This is a genomic window from Crocinitomicaceae bacterium, assembly GCA_016708105.1.
Lineage (GTDB): Bacteria > Bacteroidota > Bacteroidia > Flavobacteriales_D > Crocinitomicaceae > JADJGJ01.
In genome coordinates this window covers 1,325,286-1,345,729 of record JADJGJ010000001.1, presented here as the reverse complement: position 1 = coordinate 1,345,729, position 20,444 = coordinate 1,325,286, and the positions used below count along the sequence as shown (strand labels likewise).

Annotated in this window: 19 protein-coding genes; 9 read left to right on the top strand and 10 right to left on the bottom strand. The window is 37.3% G+C overall.

The features are described from left to right. Nucleotides 1-285, top strand: a complete 285-nt coding sequence (locus IPH66_05795; GenBank protein MBK7128864.1) for an ATP-dependent Clp protease adaptor ClpS — start codon at nt 1-3, stop codon at nt 283-285. Nucleotides 286-358: 73 nt separating this feature from the next. After that, nucleotides 359-1,510: an N-acetyl-alpha-D-glucosaminyl L-malate synthase BshA gene (gene bshA / locus IPH66_05790; protein MBK7128863.1), complete on the top strand. Its 1,152-nt coding sequence runs from the start codon at nt 359-361 to the stop codon at nt 1,508-1,510. On the opposite strand, the gene IPH66_05785 is transcribed toward bshA, so the two are convergent. Both IPH66_05785 and IPH66_05780 read right to left on the bottom strand, forming a co-directional pair. After that, entirely contained in the window at nt 1,507-2,097 is a 591-nt protein-coding gene (locus IPH66_05785; GenBank protein ID MBK7128862.1) for a hypothetical protein, read from the bottom strand. The two genes, bshA and IPH66_05785, sit on opposite strands and share 4 nt — an antisense overlap. 123 nt (nt 2,098-2,220) lie before the next feature. After that, nucleotides 2,221-2,679 (bottom strand): YkgJ family cysteine cluster protein, encoded by a 459-nt coding sequence (locus IPH66_05780; GenBank protein ID MBK7128861.1) that lies wholly within the window; start codon nt 2,677-2,679, stop codon nt 2,221-2,223. 101 nt (nt 2,680-2,780) lie between these two features. Between IPH66_05780 and IPH66_05775 the strand changes: the two genes are divergently transcribed. Together IPH66_05775 and IPH66_05770 are read left to right on the top strand one after the other, a co-directional pair. Then, nucleotides 2,781-4,274 carry an NAD(P)/FAD-dependent oxidoreductase gene (locus IPH66_05775; protein ID MBK7128860.1) on the top strand — a complete coding sequence of 498 codons (1,494 nt, stop codon included), beginning with the start codon at nt 2,781-2,783 and terminating at the stop codon, nt 4,272-4,274. 91 nt (nt 4,275-4,365) lie between these two features. Then, the gene (locus IPH66_05770) at nt 4,366-4,788 is read left to right on the top strand and encodes a hypothetical protein (GenBank protein MBK7128859.1); all 423 of its coding nucleotides are present in this window, start codon (nt 4,366-4,368) and stop codon (nt 4,786-4,788) included. 62 nt (nt 4,789-4,850) lie between these two features. On the opposite strand, the gene rplS is transcribed toward IPH66_05770, so the two are convergent. Beyond that, nucleotides 4,851-5,219 (bottom strand): 50S ribosomal protein L19, encoded by a 369-nt coding sequence (gene rplS, locus IPH66_05765; protein MBK7128858.1) that lies wholly within the window; start codon nt 5,217-5,219, stop codon nt 4,851-4,853. 149 nt (nt 5,220-5,368) lie between these two features. Beyond that, on the bottom strand, nt 5,369-8,581 hold the full coding sequence (locus IPH66_05760) for a SpoIIE family protein phosphatase (GenBank protein MBK7128857.1): 3,213 nt from the start codon (nt 8,579-8,581) through the stop codon (nt 5,369-5,371). A gap of 51 nt (nt 8,582-8,632) precedes the next feature. Between IPH66_05760 and IPH66_05755 the strand changes: the two genes are divergently transcribed. Beyond that, nucleotides 8,633-9,037, top strand: coding sequence for a nucleoside triphosphate pyrophosphohydrolase family protein (locus tag IPH66_05755; GenBank protein MBK7128856.1), 405 nt, complete (start codon nt 8,633-8,635; stop codon nt 9,035-9,037). A 145-nt stretch (nt 9,038-9,182) separates the two neighbouring features. Here IPH66_05755 and IPH66_05750 read toward each other — a convergent pair whose 3' ends face one another. The 6 genes from IPH66_05750 to IPH66_05725 all read right to left on the bottom strand — a co-directional run bounded on the left by IPH66_05750 (nt 9,183) and on the right by IPH66_05725 (nt 17,914). Beyond that, the gene (locus IPH66_05750; GenBank protein MBK7128855.1) at nt 9,183-9,488 is read right to left on the bottom strand and encodes a helix-turn-helix transcriptional regulator; all 306 of its coding nucleotides are present in this window, start codon (nt 9,486-9,488) and stop codon (nt 9,183-9,185) included. After that, nucleotides 9,488-9,835: a type II toxin-antitoxin system RelE/ParE family toxin gene (locus IPH66_05745; GenBank protein ID MBK7128854.1), complete on the bottom strand. Its 348-nt coding sequence runs from the start codon at nt 9,833-9,835 to the stop codon at nt 9,488-9,490. The genes IPH66_05750 and IPH66_05745 overlap by 1 nt, the downstream gene beginning before the upstream one ends. Nucleotides 9,836-10,363: 528 nt before the next feature. After that, nucleotides 10,364-10,657, bottom strand: coding sequence for a helix-turn-helix transcriptional regulator (locus IPH66_05740; protein ID MBK7128853.1), 294 nt, complete (start codon nt 10,655-10,657; stop codon nt 10,364-10,366). Then, nucleotides 10,654-11,001, bottom strand: coding sequence for a type II toxin-antitoxin system RelE/ParE family toxin (locus IPH66_05735; protein ID MBK7128852.1), 348 nt, complete (start codon nt 10,999-11,001; stop codon nt 10,654-10,656). The genes IPH66_05740 and IPH66_05735 overlap by 4 nt, the downstream gene beginning before the upstream one ends. Before the next feature lie 677 nt (nt 11,002-11,678). Next, nucleotides 11,679-16,805 carry a hypothetical protein gene (locus tag IPH66_05730; protein MBK7128851.1) on the bottom strand — a complete coding sequence of 1,709 codons (5,127 nt, stop codon included), beginning with the start codon at nt 16,803-16,805 and terminating at the stop codon, nt 11,679-11,681. Nucleotides 16,806-16,807: 2 nt separating this feature from the next. Then, nucleotides 16,808-17,914 (bottom strand): PorV/PorQ family protein, encoded by a 1,107-nt coding sequence (locus IPH66_05725; GenBank protein ID MBK7128850.1) that lies wholly within the window; start codon nt 17,912-17,914, stop codon nt 16,808-16,810. 98 nt (nt 17,915-18,012) lie between these two features. On the opposite strand from IPH66_05725, the gene IPH66_05720 reads away from it, so the two are divergent. From IPH66_05720 to IPH66_05705, 4 genes are all read left to right on the top strand, one after another. After that, a complete protein-coding gene (locus IPH66_05720) occupies nt 18,013-18,957 on the top strand; it encodes a CDP-alcohol phosphatidyltransferase family protein (protein MBK7128849.1) in 945 nt (314 codons plus the stop codon). Next, on the top strand, nt 18,954-19,205 hold the full coding sequence (purS, locus tag IPH66_05715) for a phosphoribosylformylglycinamidine synthase subunit PurS (GenBank protein ID MBK7128848.1): 252 nt from the start codon (nt 18,954-18,956) through the stop codon (nt 19,203-19,205). The genes IPH66_05720 and purS overlap by 4 nt, the downstream gene beginning before the upstream one ends. 234 nt (nt 19,206-19,439) lie before the next feature. Continuing rightward, nucleotides 19,440-19,613, top strand: a complete 174-nt coding sequence (locus IPH66_05710; protein MBK7128847.1) for a hypothetical protein — start codon at nt 19,440-19,442, stop codon at nt 19,611-19,613. Beyond that, nucleotides 19,589-20,206 (top strand): hypothetical protein, encoded by a 618-nt coding sequence (locus IPH66_05705; protein ID MBK7128846.1) that lies wholly within the window; start codon nt 19,589-19,591, stop codon nt 20,204-20,206. The genes IPH66_05710 and IPH66_05705 overlap by 25 nt, the downstream gene beginning before the upstream one ends. Nucleotides 20,207-20,444: the final 238 nt, after the last annotated feature.

The following is a 20,444-nucleotide window of genomic DNA, read 5'->3' as shown; positions in this document are numbered from 1 at the left end:
ATGACTCAAGAACAAGCTGAAACTCTGGTTCTCACTGAAGAAGAGACCATCACGCAACTCACTGAAACCAGGGATCTGATGATTTATAATGATGATTTCAACACGTTTGATCATGTGATTGAATCACTGATTAAAGTATGCAGACATGACCCTATTCAAGCTGAACAGTGCACCATGATCATTCATTATAACGGAAAATGTTCAGTCAAAAAAGGAACCTACGAAATTCTGAACCCCATGAGACAAGCATTAAATGAAAGGGGAATTGATGCAAAAATTGTTTGATGATTTTTGATTTACAATATTTCGTTTCCGCATTCGTCAAATGAATTAAATTAACTGACCCCAAAGTAGAAAAATGAAAATCGGCATTGTATTATACCCCACGTTTGGCGGAAGCGGAGTTGTAGCAACAGAACTTGGAAAAGCCCTCGCAGGCAAAGGACATGAAATCCATTTTATTTCATACAACCACCCGGTGAGGCTTGATCACTTTCATCCAAATATCCGGTATCATGAAGTGCGCCCTTTTAATTATCCTTTATTTGATTATCAACCATACGAGCTTGCACTAACCAGTAAGCTGGTAGATGTCTCGCGCTATGAAGGGCTTGATTTATTGCATGTGCATTACGCAATTCCACATGCTTCTTCGGCTTATTTCGCCCAACAAATTTTAAAAACACACGGCTTATATATTCCGTTCATCACAACCTTGCACGGAACAGACATCACATTGGTTGGGCGGCATCCGGCTTTTGAACCGGTGATTACTTTTAGCATCAACAATTCAGATGCAGTAACCGTTGTTTCTCAGAATTTGAAAGACGATACCTTAAAACATTTTGCTGTTGACCGTAAAATAGAGGTGATTCCAAATTTTGTTTCGCACACCAATTATTGTCATGATCCAAAAGAGTCTGACAAGGCCAGAAAAAAAGAATTGGCTCCAAACGGAGAAAAAATAATTTCTCACATCTCTAATTTCAGAAAAGTAAAACGTCTGCAAGATGTGGTGAATGTTTTTCATTTGATCAGTAAAAAAATTCCGGCTAAATTAATTCTCGCCGGCGATGGCCCTGAGCGGTTTGCGGCAGAACAACAGTGTAAAGAATTAGGGATTTGTAAAGATGTTCAGTTTGTAGGCAATGTGCAGACAGCAGAAGAGATATTGTGTATTTCAGATTTATTTCTCCTTCCTTCTGAAACTGAAAGTTTTGGTTTAGCCGCGCTTGAAGCACAGGCATCCGGAGTTCCGGTGATTTCATCTAATTCAGGTGGATTACCTGAAGTGAATGAGCACGGCTATTCAGGCTATCTTAGCAAAGTGGGTGATGTAAAAGACATGGCAAAAAATGCTCTGGCTATACTTTCTGATGCTGAAACACATAAAAAATTCAGAGAACAGGCGTATGAAAATTCCAAAAAATTTACGCTTGAATCAGTTTTACCAAAATACGAGACTTTGTACGAAGAGGTGCTGAAACACAAAAAAGAAGTGCTTGTTTAATCCTCCCCTTTTTTAGATCGCTCAAGAACTATACTTACAGAGAAAAAAGTAAGTAAATCAGAAACTTCTTGAGCTTCATAATTGATTTTACTTTTAGCTTTCATTGCCATGGTGATAAATCCTAAACCGGCTCCACCTTTATTTGACATGATACCATTAGAAAGAACCTCCATGTAAAGTTCTTTAATTTGATCAGAATCCATTTGGTTAAGCGTATCAATGCGCTCAATAATTTTATATGAATTCTGAGATTTAATCAAATTTCCAAACATCACCCTATATTCTTCTTCGGTTTGCAAGACAATTAAAAAAGAAATCTGATTATTGTCGTCATCACGTTCACCGTGAATTCGGATATTTTGAAGCCCTTCCACCAGAATAGAGAACATGCGCTTCACCACACCTTTTTTGTCACCTGATTCAAGCATGGTATCTTCAATACCGGTCGTCAGGGAGTTGACAAGGTCTTGTGAAAATTCACCAAAGTGCGATACGATAATTTTCCCGTTGGCGTTTATGTTATAATCGCCAAAAATCTGCTGGAAACGAGCATTACACTTATCAACAACGGTGTTCCTCTGAATCATCTATCGTTTTAGTTCTGTGGCTATATCCGCCGAAAGTTAAAAAATAATTGACTAATGCTGAGATTTATACGACAAAAAAATACAATTGTTACCACAATTTTAACAATTTAAATTAATATTTCTTCATTTCTTAACAATAATTTGACTCACAATTTCTTCCACTGCCGGACATATCTCGGTGTTTTTAACGGTTAATTTGAGAATTTGTTTCATATTCACCCGGTTTGTGTGTGGATACTCTTTGCAGGCAAGGGGTCGCTGATCATAAATAAAACACTTATTGTCATCTAAAAGAAAAGCGCAAGGCAGTTTTTGCAGCACGTAATCACCATCTTCATCCAACCGTAAATACGCATCAATAAATTGCGCTGTTTTCAGTTTAAATAATTTGGCCAGTCGCTGAATATCAGTTGAAGTAAAACGAGGACCTGTTGTTTTGCAACAATTTGCACACGTGAGACAATCAAATTTACGAAACACTTTGGTGTGCGCTTCATGAAATAACTTATCCAACTGATTTGAAGGAATTTTTTGAAGTTGTTTCATCATTTCCTTTTCTTCAAGTTTCAGTCTGTCAGCCATGTTTGCAGGTATATTGTTTGAGAACTGAGATTTTTCATGTTGCCAATTGAATTGAGGCTAAAGATAAATGATTACTTTCAACTCGGTTAAACATAACAGACATGAGTAACGAGCATTATGATGTTGTTGTAATCGGCGGTGGTCCGGCGGGATATGCCGCAGCCATGAGAGCTATTGATTTTGGAAAACGTGTTTGCCTCATTGAGCGCGGTAAAATTGGTGGTGCAGGTGTTTATCACGGTGCGCTTAGTTCAAAAACTTTGTGGGAATTATCACAAAGGGTAAAAAACGTCAATGAAACTATTGTTTCAGTTGGCAGAAGTCGTTTTGAAATATCTTGGGAAGAAGTTAAAAAAACTTTAGATGAAGCAGTATTTGAAAGAAAATTTCAATACTCATGTCATCTCAAATTACTCACTACTGAAAGACAAGATTTGTTCAGCTATCACCGTGGACACGGCAAAATGATCAGCCCAAATCAAGTATTGATTTCTCGGGAGAATGAAGAAGACATTCTTGTTGACACGGATTACATTATTCTGGCAACCGGCAGCCGCCCAAATAAACTCGCTAACATTCCCGTAGATGAACACATCATTATGACTAGTGACGCAATTGAAAACATGCGTGATTACCCAAAAAGTTTGGTTGTTGTGGGTGCCGGTGTTATTGGTTGTGAGTATGCTACTATCTTTTCAAATTTTGGAAAAACAAAAGTATATCTCATTGACCGCGCTGAAACTATTCTACCTTTTGAAGATGATGATATCACAAAAATTGTTTCTAATAATCTTGAAAAACATGGTGTAACAATTCATCACAGCGCACAATTAGTGAGAATGAATATTGTTGATGGCGAAGTAGAATATGAAATTGAATCCAATGGAAAGCGTGAAGTGATCAGAGTTGAAAAGGCTTTGTTAGCAGTTGGGCGGGTACCCAATATTGAAAACATTGGTATGGAGGAATTGGGCATAAAAATGGGTAAGCAGGGCAAACATATTGGAGACGATGATACCCAAACCAATATTCCTAATGTTTATGCAGTGGGAGATTGCTCAGGTCGCATTATGTTGGTTAATATGGGTGAATTGGAAGCCCGTCACGCCATTGAAAAAATATTTGACAACAAAGAAAAACGACTTTCTTATGACAATATCTGCACTATCATGTTTCTTGAACCGGAGGTTGCGGCAGTTGGAATGAATGAAAAACAAGTGTTGAGAGATAATATTCCGGTTAAAATTGTAAAGCTTGATTATTCAGTAATGTCTAGAGCAATTGCCATGAGAAAGACAGAGGGATTTTTTAAAATCATTGTCACCAATGATGATGAAATGAAAATTTTGGGCATGCGCGCAGTGGGTGAACATGCTTCAACTGCCATTCAAGCGGTAGCCTTGTTAATTCAAACCAAACGTGGAATTGCTGAATTATCAGAACTCATTCACCCTCACCCTTCCATTGCTGAAGGTGTGCAAGAATGTGTGAGAATGTTGTTAAACAAATCCATTTTTAAATCATCTGTATTCAAAGATAAACTAGCCTGTTACAGCCTTGTAAACGGTGTTAAAACACATTTGCAACGTTTGTGATTTCAAAAACACACCGGCTGGCTTGCAATTCAACTTGATTTGCAGTATATTTCAATACATTCTGATTTAGTATCCATTCAAACTACTTTTTATGAAAACTGCAATCCTCCTATTCGCTATGATGCTTTGTTGCAATGTGGCAGATGCCCAATATCAAGACTCTCTTCTACCCGGTAAATGGGAACTTTTTAAAATCATGGATAATTTGAGCGGCAATGAAGTTGCTATTGAAAAACCACACGATGATTTTAAATACACCTTGAGCTTTTCTGAAGATTCAGTTGTGAAATACAATCTTGAATTGAACAAATGCAATTCTGAATATGTGCTACCGGCAAAAAATCAAATTGAGTTTCTTTATTTTTCTTCTTGCACAAAAATATGTTGTGACCGCGATTTTTCATCCTATCTCACGTATGATGAATGTACCACGTACTATCTTAAAAACGAAAACCTGCTAGTATTGGTGAGTGAAGATCGTATCTTCTACTTCAACCGAATTATAACCGACTGAGCTGAGGGTAAAAAAAAAGCTCGTCACCAAGGACGAGCTTTTCACAAAATATAATTTGAAAATTATTTTTCTTCTTTTGAGTAATTTCTTTTTTCACGAATACGGGCAGATTTCCCTGTACGCTCTCTGAAATAGAAAATACGTGCTCTGCGAACATCTCCTTCTTTGTTTACTTCAACTTTATCAATGAATGGAGAAGTTACCGGGATAATACGCTCAACACCAACGTTACCAGACATTTTGCGAACAGTGAAAGTTTCTGTTTCTCCACTACCGCGACGTTGAATAACAACTCCTTGGAATTGCTGAATACGCTCTTTATTTCCTTCTTTAATTTTATAATGAACTGTAACAGTTGCACCAGATTTAAACGCAGGTACTTTGCTTGCTCCCAGCAATTCTTTTTGTACCTCTTTTACAATATTGTTCATGATTCTTATGGTTTATTACCCTCAAATGGGGGTGCAATATTACAAAGAAATAATCAGAAAAAGCGCATCTATTTCAATTTTTAATTAAAACAGACGATTTATTCGCTTTCAATTTATTGGATTTCAAATCGTTGAACAAGAATAATTACTTATGCTTTGTTGATAATTGAAGAGCAATCAAAGCCAATCACACATACGTCATCAACTTGTTCATGATCACCCATCCATCGTAACAATTCATTTTCAAGATGATTTCTCTGTTCTTGATATGCTTCAAAACAATGGTTGAGAATAAATTCTTTCATATTTTTCACCATGTATTTTTTGCCTTTGTCACCACCAAACTGATCAGCATAACCGTCACTGGTCATATAGAATTTAAGTCCCGGTTTGAGTTGAATTGTATGTTCATCAAAAACCTGATCATCCGGTGTGAAACCTGCAACAGCCACTTTGTTTGCCTTAATCTCAGATACCTCATTATTTTCAACCAGCCAAAGCGGACGATTAGCCCCTGCATATAAAAGTGTATTTGTTTTCAAGTCAATGGTACATATTGCGGCATCCATACCATCACGGGTGGCGCCTTTTTCACCATCTTGCTTCAGTGATTTTTTAATGGCCCTGCTTAGCTCAGACAATATTTGACCGGGATTGAGAATACGCATTTCATTGACAATATTATTTAGTCTATCAGAGCCAATCATACTCATGAACGCACCCGGAACACCGTGTCCTGTACAGTCAGCGCAAACTACAATCAGTTTATTATCTTTTTCCTGAAACCAGTAAAAATCTCCGGATACCACATCTTTCGGGCGGAACAAGATGAATGATTCAGGCATCCATTTTTTCATTTCAGCTTCCAGAGGCAAAATGGCCACTTGAATTCTTTTGGCGTAATTAATACTATCCTGAATTTCTTTTTTCTGATGTTCAAGTACTTCATTCTTGTCTTGAATCTCACGTGTGCGTTCAGCAACTACTCCTTCAAGCCATTGATTTTGTTTTTTCAATCTGACTGAACTTATTTTTACCCCAACAAAAAGTATAATAATAAAAGCTAACACATAAAGAAAATATGCCCAAGCCGTGCGATACCACGGTGGTAGCACCGTAAATTTGAAAGAAGCCTCTTCTGAAAAATGACCATAAATATTTCTTGCCTTTACTTTAAAGGTATAATCCCCTTCATGCAAGTTGGTAAAATTGGCTTCACTTTTTGTACTCCACTCTGACCATTCATCATCATGCCCTTCAAGTATAAAAGAGAATTCAGGAGTATGCTCATCTTCAAAATAGGGTGCAGAAAAACGGAAGTATACATCATTGTATAGATATGCAAATTCAATTTTTCCATTTTCATTTTGTGATTTCATCACGTTGCCCTTGTCATCAGCAAATGCGCCACTAAAAATCACACTGTCACGGTCAATTGAAAATTCACGTATCAGCGCAAAGAAATTAGATTTATATCTTTTTTGATCATTTTTTTCATACCGTATTAACCCATCAGCACAACCAATCCAAAACACCCCATTGCTTTCAAGATAAAATTCGTTAATGCGTCCGTAGTTGATACCCCAAAAAGGTTTATTGATGAACGATTTTTCATTCAAATCATAAAATCCAATTTTGTCATCAGCGCAATACCAGGTACGGTCTTTATCTTCTTGCACCAACATAATTTTAGCCGCAAAAATGGAATCATAGAGTGAATATCCTTCAAACATTCCACGGTAATATAATGGATCATTTTTCAAACTGTCAGGCAAATCTTTCACCATATCATCTTCATGAATAAATCGGAGAAGCCCTTGACTTGAACCAAATACAATTCCCTTTTGAAATAAAATGGGCTCACTCACCTGATCATCAATTAACCCATCAGCAAAACCATACTGATCTAATTTAATTTCATCTTTAAACGTAATTCTGAAAAGACCTTGACCAACACTACCAATCCAAACAGCCGTGCTGTCGTTAGGATCAGCCTCTGCACTTAAAAAACGTTGTGCGGCAATATCAGTAGTAAACCAAACCGGACTGAATTGCTGATTATAAATTGAAATACCACCCGAACCTGCTGAAACAAAATGTTTGCTTGCATCATGATAGAAAATGACGTTAGCGTTGGTCTCTGTCAATCGTCTGTAATTGCCGTTGCCATCAGTCACAAAAATTCCCTGAGAACTTGCAATGTACATTTCATTCCCTACCACACAAAAATCCCAAACCTGATCATGCACCACATGCGTGTTCACAAATTCAGTTTCACGCGGCTCAGTCATATCTTGCGAAAAAAGCCCGAAAGAAGTAGCAACATACAATACATTTTTAAACCGGATAATGGCTTCAACATTGCCTTCTATGCCTGACTTTTCATTGAAGTAAGAAAGAGGAGAATGATAATTTACTTTCGCAATTCCGTTCCCTAATGGCAGCCAGAGATTCTGATCACGATCTTCAAAAATTCCCTTTACATCATTGCTGCGCAAACCTTTTGAGCGGTCAATTTTTTTCTTCACTCTACCCCATTCATCAATGATGAGAATGCCATTTGTTACACTGCTCAAAGCAATACTACCTTCACTTAATTTATAAGAACCCAGGGTGCCAAATGAGTTGAGAGAAAAAGAATTTAATTCATTCAATAATCTAGCGGCTCCGTTTTTCCATTTCCACAAACCAATTTCCTGAGAGATGAATAAGAGCGAATCATCTTGGGTTTGATATACTCCAAACAGCCCGAAACCACTGAACATTTCAGTACCCGGTAAAGTTTGCAATTCACCATTCACCATTTTTTGAATACCCACTTCACGGGCGCGCACAAAGAGTTCACCGTTGAGCATATAACTAAGGTGAAAACTTGCAATAGGGTAATGAGATTTTATAGTGCCCGATGCGATATCATATTCAAAAATAGTTTCCTGACTTTGAAAGTAGACCGTGTTTTGGTTCGCGTGAATTTTCCAGATATCAGAAAAAAATTGATCTTCTTCAGGAAGTTTTTTAGCGATAGACTCATAAACCAATTCACCCATTTGATTTGGTTTGAGGTATCCAAAATCACCCGTTGCACCAACATATACAACGCCATTGCTATCTAAACCAAGTGACCTTACAACAGAGCCTGATTGAACAATCACAAAATCCCATTGCTGACCATCAAATTCAAGCACGCCGTTACCGGTTCCAAAATACATGACCCCGCGCAAATCTTGCACGGCACAATACGTTTCAGGATTTCTTTCTTTACCGTATTGTTGACTTGAATAATTCACAATGGGTGGATAATAATCCTGGCCAAAAGCAAGATATCCACACAGCAATAAGCTTGTTAGTAAAACCCTTTGCATTGATTTATTATTTATTTGAATCATCCTATATCTTTATCAAAAATAGTAAAAATGAGCAAAGAGATAACGCTTGCCCAAGTAATAGCCCATGTAGAAACCTTTCACAAGGCATTTGGAATTAAGAATCAGTACGCGCCAACCGCTGAACTCACTGCGGCAGATGTCATGCTGAGATATAAACTCATGCGTGAAGAAAATGAAGAATACCTTGAAGCTGCCCAGAAAGGTGATTTGGTTGAAATTGCTGATGCGCTGGGAGATCAACTGTACATTTTGTGTGGCACTATTTTAAGTCATGGCTTGCAGTATAAAATTGCCGAAGTGTTTGAAGAAATTCAGCGAAGCAACATGAGCAAATTAGATAAAGACGGAAAACCAATTTACCGTGAAGACGGGAAAGTGATGAAATCAGAACTTTACAGCAAACCGGATATTGCGAGTATTTTGGTGGGGTGAATGGAGTGATTTGGAGAGGGGGTGAAGAAAAGAAGGAAGGGGCGGTTTTGAAATCCCACTGCTCAATGAATCTCAATTAAAGGCAGGCAAGCTAAGATAAAGGGCGTTTTCTGATTGCGTCTATTTGATGTTACCGGTTGTGCTTTCACCCAATGAGCAAGTTAATGGGTCTTCCTAGTCCGTGTTCAAAGATTCGGTAAAGAGTCGAGAGTTGGATATCACATTTTCCATTTTCAAGTCTCGATATATAACTCTTTTTAGTCCCGACCTTTGCGGCTAATTCGTCTTGAGTCATATTCGCCTTTTTTCTTGCTTCTTTGAGCATTTCGCTAATTACAAAATACTGCGCCTTCTCTTCGAATTGGTCGCGTTTTTTTGATCCGATTTTCCCGTATTTAATATCAAGAAGTTCGTCAAATGTTCTAGCTGATTTGATACTTTTCTTTGCCATTACTTTATATTTTTTGATTCAAAATATTCTTTTTTTAATTTTTCAGCTAACTCCAATTCCTGTTTCGGTGTTTTTTGTGTTTTCTTTTGAAAACCATTGAATAGAACAACCAAGTTACCTTTATCAAAGCAGCAGAAAATTCGAAAAATGTCACTCCCAACTTCCACCCGGATCTCATATATTCCATCTGCTCCGGTCATGTGATCAAGAAACTTCTTGGGAACTTTATCAACTGTCCGAATAATTTTAAACGCGTATTCGATTTTTTCCTGAACTTTTACTTTCTGATTTAGATAAAATTCCAGAAAGTGGTGTTTATGGAAAATGATTTGTCTCTCAGCCTTCACAACACAAAGTTAACTATAAAGTTAACACGACGCAAGTCTTTTCAGAATTTATTTTTGAATTACCACCTAACGGCAGTCCGTCCAAAAACCCCTTTCAACCCCAACCGCCTCATTAAAATTAATCAATTAAATGAGTTTTAAGCAAGGGTTATTTGAGATTTTATAAAAGTGATTTGGCTTTTGGCAAAAAAAATCGTGCTGAAAATATTCTTCAAATTATGCAAAAGAATATTGATGGTACGCATGAGGGTTGCAAATGAAAATCCGTGACGTAGGCGCAGGTCGCGACCTGCGCCTACACGATGGTCAAAACTTGCAACCCGTTTGGCACAACCTTAAATCTGTCAAGTCAAAATATTTTTCGATTTATAATGTTCGGTTGTGAAAAATTCCGGCGCAAAATGCCAACACAATTTTCCAACAATTAACAGCTAAAAAATAAGATTTTTGACATATTGAATATAAGGTGAGCGCTGAGATCAGGGCTTGAGGCTTTACATAGCGGCCTGTGGTGTTATAAACCGTTTTTTACAAGTCAATTACGATTTTGACTTTACCACCAAGTCCTTTTTCAACAATATCAAATAAAGTTCTCAAAGTAATATTGCTTCCGTCGTTTTCAACGCGTGAAATATAAGTTCGTTTTTTGTCAACGAGTTCGGCCAAATCTTGTTGAGTTAAATTTCTCTTTTCACGAGATTCGCGCAAGAGAAGTCCGATTTTAAATGTTTCCGTATCACGATCAAGTTGATCCCTTCTCTCAGTACCCTTTTTTCCGTATACGTTGTCTTTTATGTCGCTCCAACTTTTTGTGTTTTTCATTTTCGTTTTTTTTCTTGGTAATATTCACTCATTAATTTTTCAGCTTTTGCAATTTCCTTCGAAGGTGTTTTTTCCGTCTTTTTTGCAAAGCCGTTTAAAAGAATCACAAGTTTTCCTTCGTCAAAAAAGCAAAATACTCGCCAAATATTTGAACCTAATTTAATTCTTGCTTCATACAGTCCGTCCGTTCCTTTTAATGCTTTTAAGTATGTGTTCGGAACACGCTCAAAGGTTTCAATAATTTCAATGACCTTATAGATTTTGTCTTGAATTTTCTTCGGATGCGACTTTAAGAAGTCTTCGAAGTAATTCTTATATGCTATAACGTGACGAACCTTTTTAATCATAAAACACAAAGGTAACTTATAAGTTACATAAAGTCAAGTGAAATTCGAAATATTTTTGGAATGGTTTATAACGGCAGTCCGTCCAAAAACCTCTTTTGAGATAACCACCAATCTAAAATTAATCAATTAAATGAGTTTTAAGCGATGATTATTTGAGATTTTATAGAAGTGAATTGGTGTTTGACAAAAAAAATTGTGTTGAAAATCTTTTTAAAATTATGCAAAAGAATATTGCTGGTACGTATGAGGGTTGCAAATTAAAATCCGTGACGTAGGCGCAGGTCGCGACCTGCGCCTACACGACGGTCAAAACTTGCAACCCGTTTGGCTCAACCTTAAACGTGTCGAGTAAAAATATTTTTCGATTGTCGGCTACCCCATTCTTAGTAACACTCCGCTAACTTAATTAAATTTTTCTTCTTGTCATTTCTCAAACTCCACCACAATCTTAATCCAACATAAACTCCAATTATCAGGGCTATTATAAAAAAGATGGTTTGTTCTTTACCTGATAAACCTAAAGTACTTGCGTAGGGTTTTCCGAAGGTATGTTTACTGGAATTAAAGGTATTATAAAGAATGTTTGATAATTCAGACATGGCATCAATTGGTTGAAGCGAAGGTAACAGCAATAAAAAAATCAAAGATGAAACAACTCAATTATTAAAAAATTCTCACCTCAAAATATACATCTTACCAAAATTCTCAGTAAAATATTTATCAGCACCTGACTCACGATGATCAACAGTTTGACCGTCAATTTTTACGATTACCCTGTACAAATAGACACCGTTTGCAAGCACATCTCCATACTCATCAGTGCCATCCCAAGTGTATTCTGTAATGTTGCGCCCAATGTGAATTGGACCTAATTCATCTACCGTAATTTCACGCACCACTTTACCGGTAACGGTCATAATTTGAATAGTGAATTCTTCAGGAATAACAGAACCTGTTAACGTAAAAACGAAATGGGTTTGAGTTGAAAACGGATTTGGATAGTTCATCAAGTTGGTAATAGAAGAATGATGATCAATTTCAAATTCAATATCGTATTCAAAATCACCTGAAATATTACCTGATTTATCAGCACCTTGCACAAGCAAACGATACGTTCCGTCCATTGAAAGATCAGCTCTGTAGATGATTTTAAATTTTTTTGTTGAACCGTCTGCAGGTATCCATTCCATCATGGGTTCACCCAAAGCATTTCTGAAATTTAAGCGCCGCTGATTTCCATCTGGCCAAGTGAGATATAAACCAAAAAAAGCTGTGTCTGATTCTTCATTCATGATGAAAAAATCATTCTCATCTTTTAGCGAGATAATTATTTCAGATTGCGGATCAACAATGTCACCGTTGAGAATATGATAACCATTAAACGTAACGTCAAGAATAGGATTTTCATCATCAGCAACTACTTCAAAAGGCAGTTGACCAATATTATTGAAATGATATTTTTCAGGCTGATCTGTTTGTCCTGCGCTCACGTATGGATTAACCTCAACCCACAAACTATTGTAGCCAACCAAATTTTCAGAATCAATAAAAAGTGTATCACGAAATGTTTGACCAACCCGCAATGAATCTTGTCTTGGATAGGAAAGAGGAATTAATTGGTGCTGATCATTCTCAATATAATACCTAACCATGAGTGAGTCCATTGGCAAATCAGAAATATTTTTGATGTCAGCTGCAAAAATAAGTTGTTGCCCTTCTTGCAAAGAATCACCCGGCAACCATACAAATCCATCTGTACCATCCAAAGCGGCTTCAGGTACACCGGTGAAAAGCACATGCCATCGGTCAACTTGTGCGGGCGTTAACCCGGTGCTATCCCAATATTCAGCATGCAACCTGAGGTAAGGATAATCATTTGCATCAATGAATGTATTCAATGTAATAATACTATCATTAGTAGTAAACATGGTATCAATTAAAACAGTTGACAAACCTGCCCAATCAATTCCGTACACCTGCAATCGGGTAGAATCTTCTGAAGGATCTTCCATGGCAAATTGTTTCCAATAAAGCGCTGACCATTCTTGCGCCGGACCAATGAGAGTAGACGTTTCACTCCCTTTATTGTCACAGCCCCACAAGGTATCTTCAAAGTGAATAATGTCTTCAATGTCTTGTCCATACACTTCAACAAATTCTGCCGGATCACCCATTTGACCAAACAAAATAAAAGGCACATGCGGCCTGCCGGGATAAATGCTATCTGACCCTAGCCCTTGGAAAACATTATAGATATTGGGGTGTACCGTATCCCACGCAGCATAATTTGCATAGCGTGAAGTATAAATCAGGTAATAAAAACTATCTGGAATTTCATTGAGAATCATGTATTCTAATGAATCCATATACACCGGATTATCTTGCGGAAATCCAAAGTGATATTCCACTCTTGGGCGGCAAGCGCAGTTTTCATTTGCCGCACCAAAATGATGATCTTCATTTTCACCACCGCATGGAGTTCCCCATGGTTCCAACGTGCATGGATCAATCACGCAAACAAATATTTGTGGATTGATACCACAGAAATTATATTCTGCAATTTCACCATCAATATGATATAAGGTAAATGCAAACTCAAGCCAGGTATCAGCATTGCCATACACATCTGCATCTATGGTTTTAAAAGCTGATCCAAAAAAGCGTCTTCGCGCAGCACGATCGTATTCAATAAAATTAAATTCTCCGTTTTTAAATTGAAAAAAATGATCTTGTCCCCAGCCTGATTTTCCATCAATGTGTTGGAATGAAGATTCAATCCAATAATATGAGCCGGTGTCTTCAACTGCCACGCGCCAGAAATATACCATACTATCTTCCAATATGAGTTGCTGTGGTACACCGGTATTTGCATTCAACCACTGATTATAATTAACCTCCACTACTCCGCCTAATGAAGTCACTGCAGAAAATTTTTTGAAAGGGCTGTTAAATAAATCTGTGGTATCAATTTCAAAACGATATTGTCCCATTTCAGCAAAAGGATTTACGGTTGAACCTTTGAGAACAAGTGTATCATCAGGAACAACAGCATAATCATAAGGCCAAACCGGATAGATACCATCCACATCAAAAAAAACTTGTTTTGAAATTTGGTTATTGCCAATCTCATCAAAATGCTCATCAACAAAATCAGGAATATCAACCGTCACTGAAAAAGTATTTAAACCCAAGCCTTCATTCACATAAAGCGGAATAGTAAAAACAATGGTATCAATATAACCTAACCCATAGACAGGTTGTGTATAAATTGAATCTCCGCCTGCATTAGGGAATGAACGAATAAGTTCAACAACAAATGTATCAGTAGTAGCTTTACCAATATTGTACACGATGACATTCACATCAATTGAATCAGTAGTTAAATCAACTTCATTTGGTGTGACAAAAATGCTGCCGTAATTTACTTCAAGTTCAGGCGCCTGATGATAATTGACGCGCAATGCAGGATCACCGTGCAGCGTCATTTCAAGACATACATTTTTCAAGCCGAAAGACATGCTAGTAGATTGAATTGAAATGATTGTATTTTGAATATGTTCTCCAATGGTTCCGCCATAATTTGTTTCAGATACCTGGGTGAAAAATTCATTTGAATAACTGTGCAGTGAAGTGGAGAAAGCCTGTTTCACATTGGCTAAAAAAGCAATAGCTCCCTTATCTTCTAACAAAACATAATTTTCAGACGCGCTATAGGTATTAGGCTCATGAATATTCCCGGTAAGACAAGCGTTACCAACAACCAGCGGATATTTTCCTTGATTATTCCAGTTTGCCGGATCATCTACATTCTGATCAAAGCCATCAGCAGAAGCGTGCCCAAAAAATGTCATGATTGAAACGCCTTCATTAATAATATCTGTTACTTCAAAAAGTGTAACCGGATCAATGGGATCAGAAACTGTTTTGTAGAAGCCTGTTACATTGGCTCCCATTTCAGGGTCTTCAAGTGTCTCTTCATAAATATCAAGATAATATTTGAAAGTATTTTGTTCACTTGCATTTGCACCACCGCCAAAATGCAAGACTTCTTTTTGCCAGAGTTTTTCATCAACAGAATAATACGATGCCGGATCTTGTGCAGCTTCATATTCCTGCACTTTTGCCAAGTATTGATTTACTTCATCATTGGTGAGCGCAGCAAGACGCCCGGTTGCCAAAAGTGGATCCCATAAATTACCTTCTAGACGAGCAGTAATAAGATTATCACTTGACGGATATCCAAATGAAGGTACCATGCACATGGCGTATGCACCTCCATGTTGTTTTGTACCCGGACCCGTTGAAATACTTTCATTGGCTTCACGCACACCTTTTCCAATAATAAAAAGATGGGTTGGTTTATTTGTTGCAAGATTCCATGCATAATCACAAAACCGACGTACCCCCATTACATGTTTTTCAACGCCACCGCCAAACTGAAAATACAATTCCTGCACGTCTGCCATCACTACATTATAACTTCCTCCGGCAATACTTTTTCTATATGCTTTATAATTTGTTGCAGATGACCAAAGGGATGCATGCGTAATAATGAGATAAGCCAATTCAAAATCTACGGTTGAAAAATCAGTAAAATTTCCTGAGCCATTCACCGCATTCAATTGAGAAATTGAGATGATTTGAGATTCATCAAACAAAACAAATTCTTGTTCAGAAAAACCCGATTCATTAGGCACTAATACCTGAAAGGTTCCGGCAGTTTCAATCACCGGAATTTTTTTCATCTGCCCGCTGAGTGTGAAAGCCCAAGGATTTGGAGAATTAAAATTGGTAAAATCATAGCGTGATTTTGATTCAGTAGCATTGAACGGAATTTTCATTTTGTAGTACGATGAATTTTCCAGATTCATGGTATGCGGATAAGTCAAGTCAACAAATGACACTGCCTGATAATCTGAAGCCAATCCTAAGTCATCAGGCACCCGATGTCTAAAGCGCGTAACCGGACTTTCTAAGGTGTTTGGAGAAACACTGAATGAAAGATTATTCTTTTGATATCCGCTAAAAATGGTATCATACAATTCAATATCAGATGTTGAATATTCAAAAATGAGATGGTGATTTTCAGCAAGAGAATCATAGGCGTTGGACGCACCTGCTGAAACTGATAGCCCTGTAGCATTGGGTGCACCAACACCGGTATATACATTGGTTGTTGACAAATTGGCTTCATCATAATTTATTGGATTAGCCATATAAACTAATGGACCATACCAGCCTTCACCTTCAACATAGGTGGCATACGACATGCCTGATAATTTGTATCCTTCAAGGTAGGTACTTGTTCCAAATTGATGTACCGTGCGCAAAAAATACGGCACCGGTGTGAAGGCCGCATAATTGACATCTGTCTCTTCTTGAATTCTCAAGTTGGAAGCACTGGTATTCCATGTCAGAAAATAGTTGATGGTATCATTGTAATGCGGGTAATATTTATTTGACACATCATCTGAATTATCATACATAAGTGAATCAAGCCACGAATCATTTTTCTTGCCATAGAAAAGAATGTAATCACCCGGATCAAAAGACCCGTCATTTCCGCCTTCAATCCAAATGTATTGCTCTTGCTCAAAACCAAAAATCTGAAAATTATCAGGATCAATTGTAGAAACCGGAACGCCGGCAGACACAAGCAGAGGATAATCTAATTTATATACGCCATCTTGCCATATTTTGAAAGAATAATATTTCTGGCTATAATCAATCCACTCATTCCCATATTGCGCAAAAGAGGCAGAGGAAAAAAGCAAGAGCGTATAGACTACAAATTTATTCATGCTTACATGGTACTTTCACTTTCTTTTTTGGGATCAGGAATACTAAATCTCAATGAAAAAATATGAGAATATAAAGCAACAGATGCATCACCAATATCAGTAAAGGCATAATCAATTCTCACATCTTTGAAACCAACTCCAATGCCAATATTAGGTTGCAGTGTAAGAGATTCAGTTAGATCAGGATTTTTTATCCATTGAAAATTGCCTATACCGGCGCGCAAGGCAACCCATTTGCCGTAGCCCAGTTCTATTCCAATATGAGGATCAATGCTCACCGGAGAGGTACGAATGAGTACATTTCTACGACCGTCAGTATTTAAGTCAAAATTGATTTCAGAACGCACATAAAATTCTTTGACAATATTTTGTTTGAAGCTAGCGCCCAGAATAATTTTTGGAAGTGTGAGTTCAAGACCGTTTTCAGGTATTTCATTTCCGGTGAGTTCAAAAGTTTCTATCATTTGATCATCTAAATTATATGACCAAGCGTTGAATGTAGAAGTTACATCACGCACCACTGCACCAAATCTCCATTTCTCTCCAAGCTGATATGTGGCAGCAGCATCAAGACCAAAACCCCATGAGCGCGCAAAATCACCCACATGACGATAAATTACTTTGAAGTTTCCACCCACGCTGAGGCCTTCAACAGGCATTTTTCTGGCGTATGAAAATAAAAAACCATAATCCCCTGCTGAAAACGTGGTGATTTTATCATAATCAATATTCCCTGATGCATCTATGAGTTGCGTAGTATTTGGAATATCATCAACACCAAAACGAATAAAGGTAAAACCGGCTGTACTGTTTGCATCAATAGGTTTAGCAATGCCTATATAATCATATTTTGCAATGCCGGCAAAGTATTCAGCATGCATGGCACCAATTTGTAAAAAGTCATGAACGCCAGTCAACCCAGCCGGATTCCAGTAACCTGAAGTGACATCATCAACCCCGGCTACAGATGCATTGGACATACCCAAGGCATTAGCACCAACGCCAATTTGTAAAAATTCATTAGAATATTTTGGAGCCAGATCACCTTGTGAAAATGCAAGATAACCAAACGCAAACGTGGCAGCAGTTGAAATAATTTTAATTCTCATGACAAGTCAGTAAAGTTACAAATTAGGTACACTGCAATAACTCAGTAATCTTTAAAAAATTGTAACCGCACTGTTCATATAACGTTTGAGCGGCACAAATGGATGGCAAATTGTGGTTTTTTTTATTCACGCATTTTTTAAGCCGAATTAATCTGCAAATTTGCAAGGTGTCCAAAATCAAACAGCAAATTCCAAATTTATTCACCGCAGGCAATCTTGTAGGTGGTGTACTTGCAATTGTTTTCTCACTTACAGGATATTTGGAATTAGCCCCTTTTTGCATTTTCATTTCAGCCTTCTTAGATTTTTTTGATGGATTTGCTGCCCGACTTTTAAAAGTACAAAGTGAATTAGGTAAACAACTTGACTCATTGGCTGACATGGTAACCTTTGGCGTGGCACCCGGGGTAATGGTATTTGTATTGCTTGATATGCCAAATATTTTATCCCACGATTCTATTTTACTCAATCATCTGGCTACTTTTTTTACTGAAAAAAATCTAAGTAATGGTATCGTAAATATTAGTCAGATTACCGGGACAGAAATTTTACAACAGTCCAACGGACTTACTGAGAACGTCGAGATTACCACGCATAGTTTCATGCCCTTTCTTCCTTTTATTGCATTACTGATTCCGGTAATGTCTATGTTTCGGTTGGCAAAATTCAATTTGGATACGCGTCAGTCAGATTCATTCATTGGGGTGCCTACACCTGCCAACACCTTGTTTTTTGCATCCTTTCCATTGATTCTCATTCAGCTTTCAAACAATCAGGCAAGCTGGGCAGGCAATGTAAGTGATCTCATTTTAAATCCCGTTTTTTTAGTTGTTACAACGGTGGTTTTCTCCTTTTTATTGGTTGCTGAACTTCCACTTTTTGCGCTTAAATTCAAATCATTCGGATGGAAGGGAAATGAAATACGCTTCATTTTCTTAACAGCATGCGTTATTCTGTTGGCAACTTTGTGGTGGCTCGCCATTCCGCTCATTATAATTTTATACATACTTTTGTCCCTGATTCAAAACCTGGCTAAAAAATGAAATTCAGAGCTGAAATTGATGTGATGCCACTTGATGCATTATTAGATCCACAAGGAAAAGCAGTATCTCAAGCTATGGGAAACCTAGGCTTGAATGAAGTGAAAAATGTGCGCATTGGCAAACATATTCGCCTTTATATTGAGGCTGATTCAAAAGCTGTAGCCGAACAAAAAACAGACGAAGCCTGTAAAAAATTACTCGCCAATCAAATCATGGAAGGTTATTCTTTCACAGTTGTACAAGAATAAAATTTTCAGTTTGTCGCATGCTATTTTCCTGTTAAAATAAATTTCCTCACTCAAGAGGAGAAGTTTGTGTTTGCTCCCTCAAGGGGAGATAGTTAGATGTTGCAAGTACTTTCGTTCTAAAAGTTCATGGAAACGAATTTCATTTTTTTTTGTACTATTTTAGTAAGAGAATGGCATTAATTTTGTACATTTATATTTAATTATCTCCTCTAATTGAAAGCAGTAGTTTGAATTATGACCGAAGAAGAACGTCAAAAATATCTTAAAGAATTAGCCAAGAAGAGAAAGGAAGCACTAAAGAATAAGGCGGCAGCGCTTAAATTTTTGAAGCAACTAGGGATTTTGACTAAAAAAGGTAATTTAAAATCACCTTACAAAGAGGTATGTATACCCGAAGAAGCGGCCTAATTATAGGGTTTCATGGGTGTGACAAAAGTGTTCAACAGTCAGTTCTAAAAAATCCCCCTAAAGATTTATTATCAAGTAATAACCCATGGGATTGGCTTGGGCATGGAATCTATTTTTGGGAAAATAGTCCTGAAAGAGCACTTCATTTTGCTGAGGAACAATCCAAAAGACAAGATTCTAAAATAAAGAATCCAGCAGTAATTGGTGCAGTAATCGATCTTGGATATTGCCTCGATTTAATGGACATGGCAAATATTGTCGTGGTGAAAAAAACATACGAAGCCATTAAAGATTCATTCAAATTACTGGGAAAAGAACTCCCAGAAAACAAAAGTCCAAAAGATTACCTACATAAAAATGATCTTTTGTTCAGAAATCTTGACTGTTTGGTCATAAATTCTCTTCACGCCACGCAAGATCAAGTAAGACCCTTTGACTCAGTTAAAGGAATATTTACTGAAGGTGGGGAGCTTTATTTGAACGCTGGATTTCGTGAAAAGGATCACGTACAGATTTGTATACGCAATACGAATTGTATCAAAGGATACTTTTTACCTAGGAAGAGACGGAGCTCAACTAAATTTATTTATTAAAGACATCTAAAAAATATTACAGTATCGGAGTGGGCTCACAAATACTATTATTTTTCTATTCTCGATTTAAAATAGGTAAAGGGTTTAATGTGACACTTACTTGCAACATCTACATAAGTCCCCCTCAAGGGTGAGAAGTTATTCTGAAAGAAATCATATTGATTAATCAGGTTTTAATACACTATCTGAACGCATAAAAAAAAGAGGAAGCAATGCCTCCTCTTTCAAATTCTTATTG

Coding starts and splice junctions, on each gene's coding strand:
- IPH66_05795 (MBK7128864.1), top strand. CDS start 1: ATGACTCAAGAACAAGCTGAAACTCTGGTTCTCACTGAAGAAGAGACC.
- bshA (MBK7128863.1), top strand. CDS start 359: ATGAAAATCGGCATTGTATTATACCCCACGTTTGGCGGAAGCGGAGTT.
- IPH66_05785 (MBK7128862.1), bottom strand. CDS start 2,097: ATGATTCAGAGGAACACCGTTGTTGATAAGTGTAATGCTCGTTTCCAG.
- IPH66_05780 (MBK7128861.1), bottom strand. CDS start 2,679: ATGGCTGACAGACTGAAACTTGAAGAAAAGGAAATGATGAAACAACTT.
- IPH66_05775 (MBK7128860.1), top strand. CDS start 2,781: ATGAGTAACGAGCATTATGATGTTGTTGTAATCGGCGGTGGTCCGGCG.
- IPH66_05770 (MBK7128859.1), top strand. CDS start 4,366: ATGAAAACTGCAATCCTCCTATTCGCTATGATGCTTTGTTGCAATGTG.
- rplS (MBK7128858.1), bottom strand. CDS start 5,219: ATGAACAATATTGTAAAAGAGGTACAAAAAGAATTGCTGGGAGCAAGC.
- IPH66_05760 (MBK7128857.1), bottom strand. CDS start 8,581: ATGCAAAGGGTTTTACTAACAAGCTTATTGCTGTGTGGATATCTTGCT.
- IPH66_05755 (MBK7128856.1), top strand. CDS start 8,633: ATGAGCAAAGAGATAACGCTTGCCCAAGTAATAGCCCATGTAGAAACC.
- IPH66_05750 (MBK7128855.1), bottom strand. CDS start 9,488: ATGGCAAAGAAAAGTATCAAATCAGCTAGAACATTTGACGAACTTCTT.
- IPH66_05740 (MBK7128853.1), bottom strand. CDS start 10,657: ATGAAAAACACAAAAAGTTGGAGCGACATAAAAGACAACGTATACGGA.
- IPH66_05730 (MBK7128851.1), bottom strand. CDS start 16,805: ATGAATAAATTTGTAGTCTATACGCTCTTGCTTTTTTCCTCTGCCTCT.
- IPH66_05725 (MBK7128850.1), bottom strand. CDS start 17,914: ATGAGAATTAAAATTATTTCAACTGCTGCCACGTTTGCGTTTGGTTAT.
- IPH66_05720 (MBK7128849.1), top strand. CDS start 18,013: ATGGATGGCAAATTGTGGTTTTTTTTATTCACGCATTTTTTAAGCCGA.
- purS (MBK7128848.1), top strand. CDS start 18,954: ATGAAATTCAGAGCTGAAATTGATGTGATGCCACTTGATGCATTATTA.
- IPH66_05710 (MBK7128847.1), top strand. CDS start 19,440: ATGACCGAAGAAGAACGTCAAAAATATCTTAAAGAATTAGCCAAGAAG.
- IPH66_05705 (MBK7128846.1), top strand. CDS start 19,589: ATGTATACCCGAAGAAGCGGCCTAATTATAGGGTTTCATGGGTGTGAC.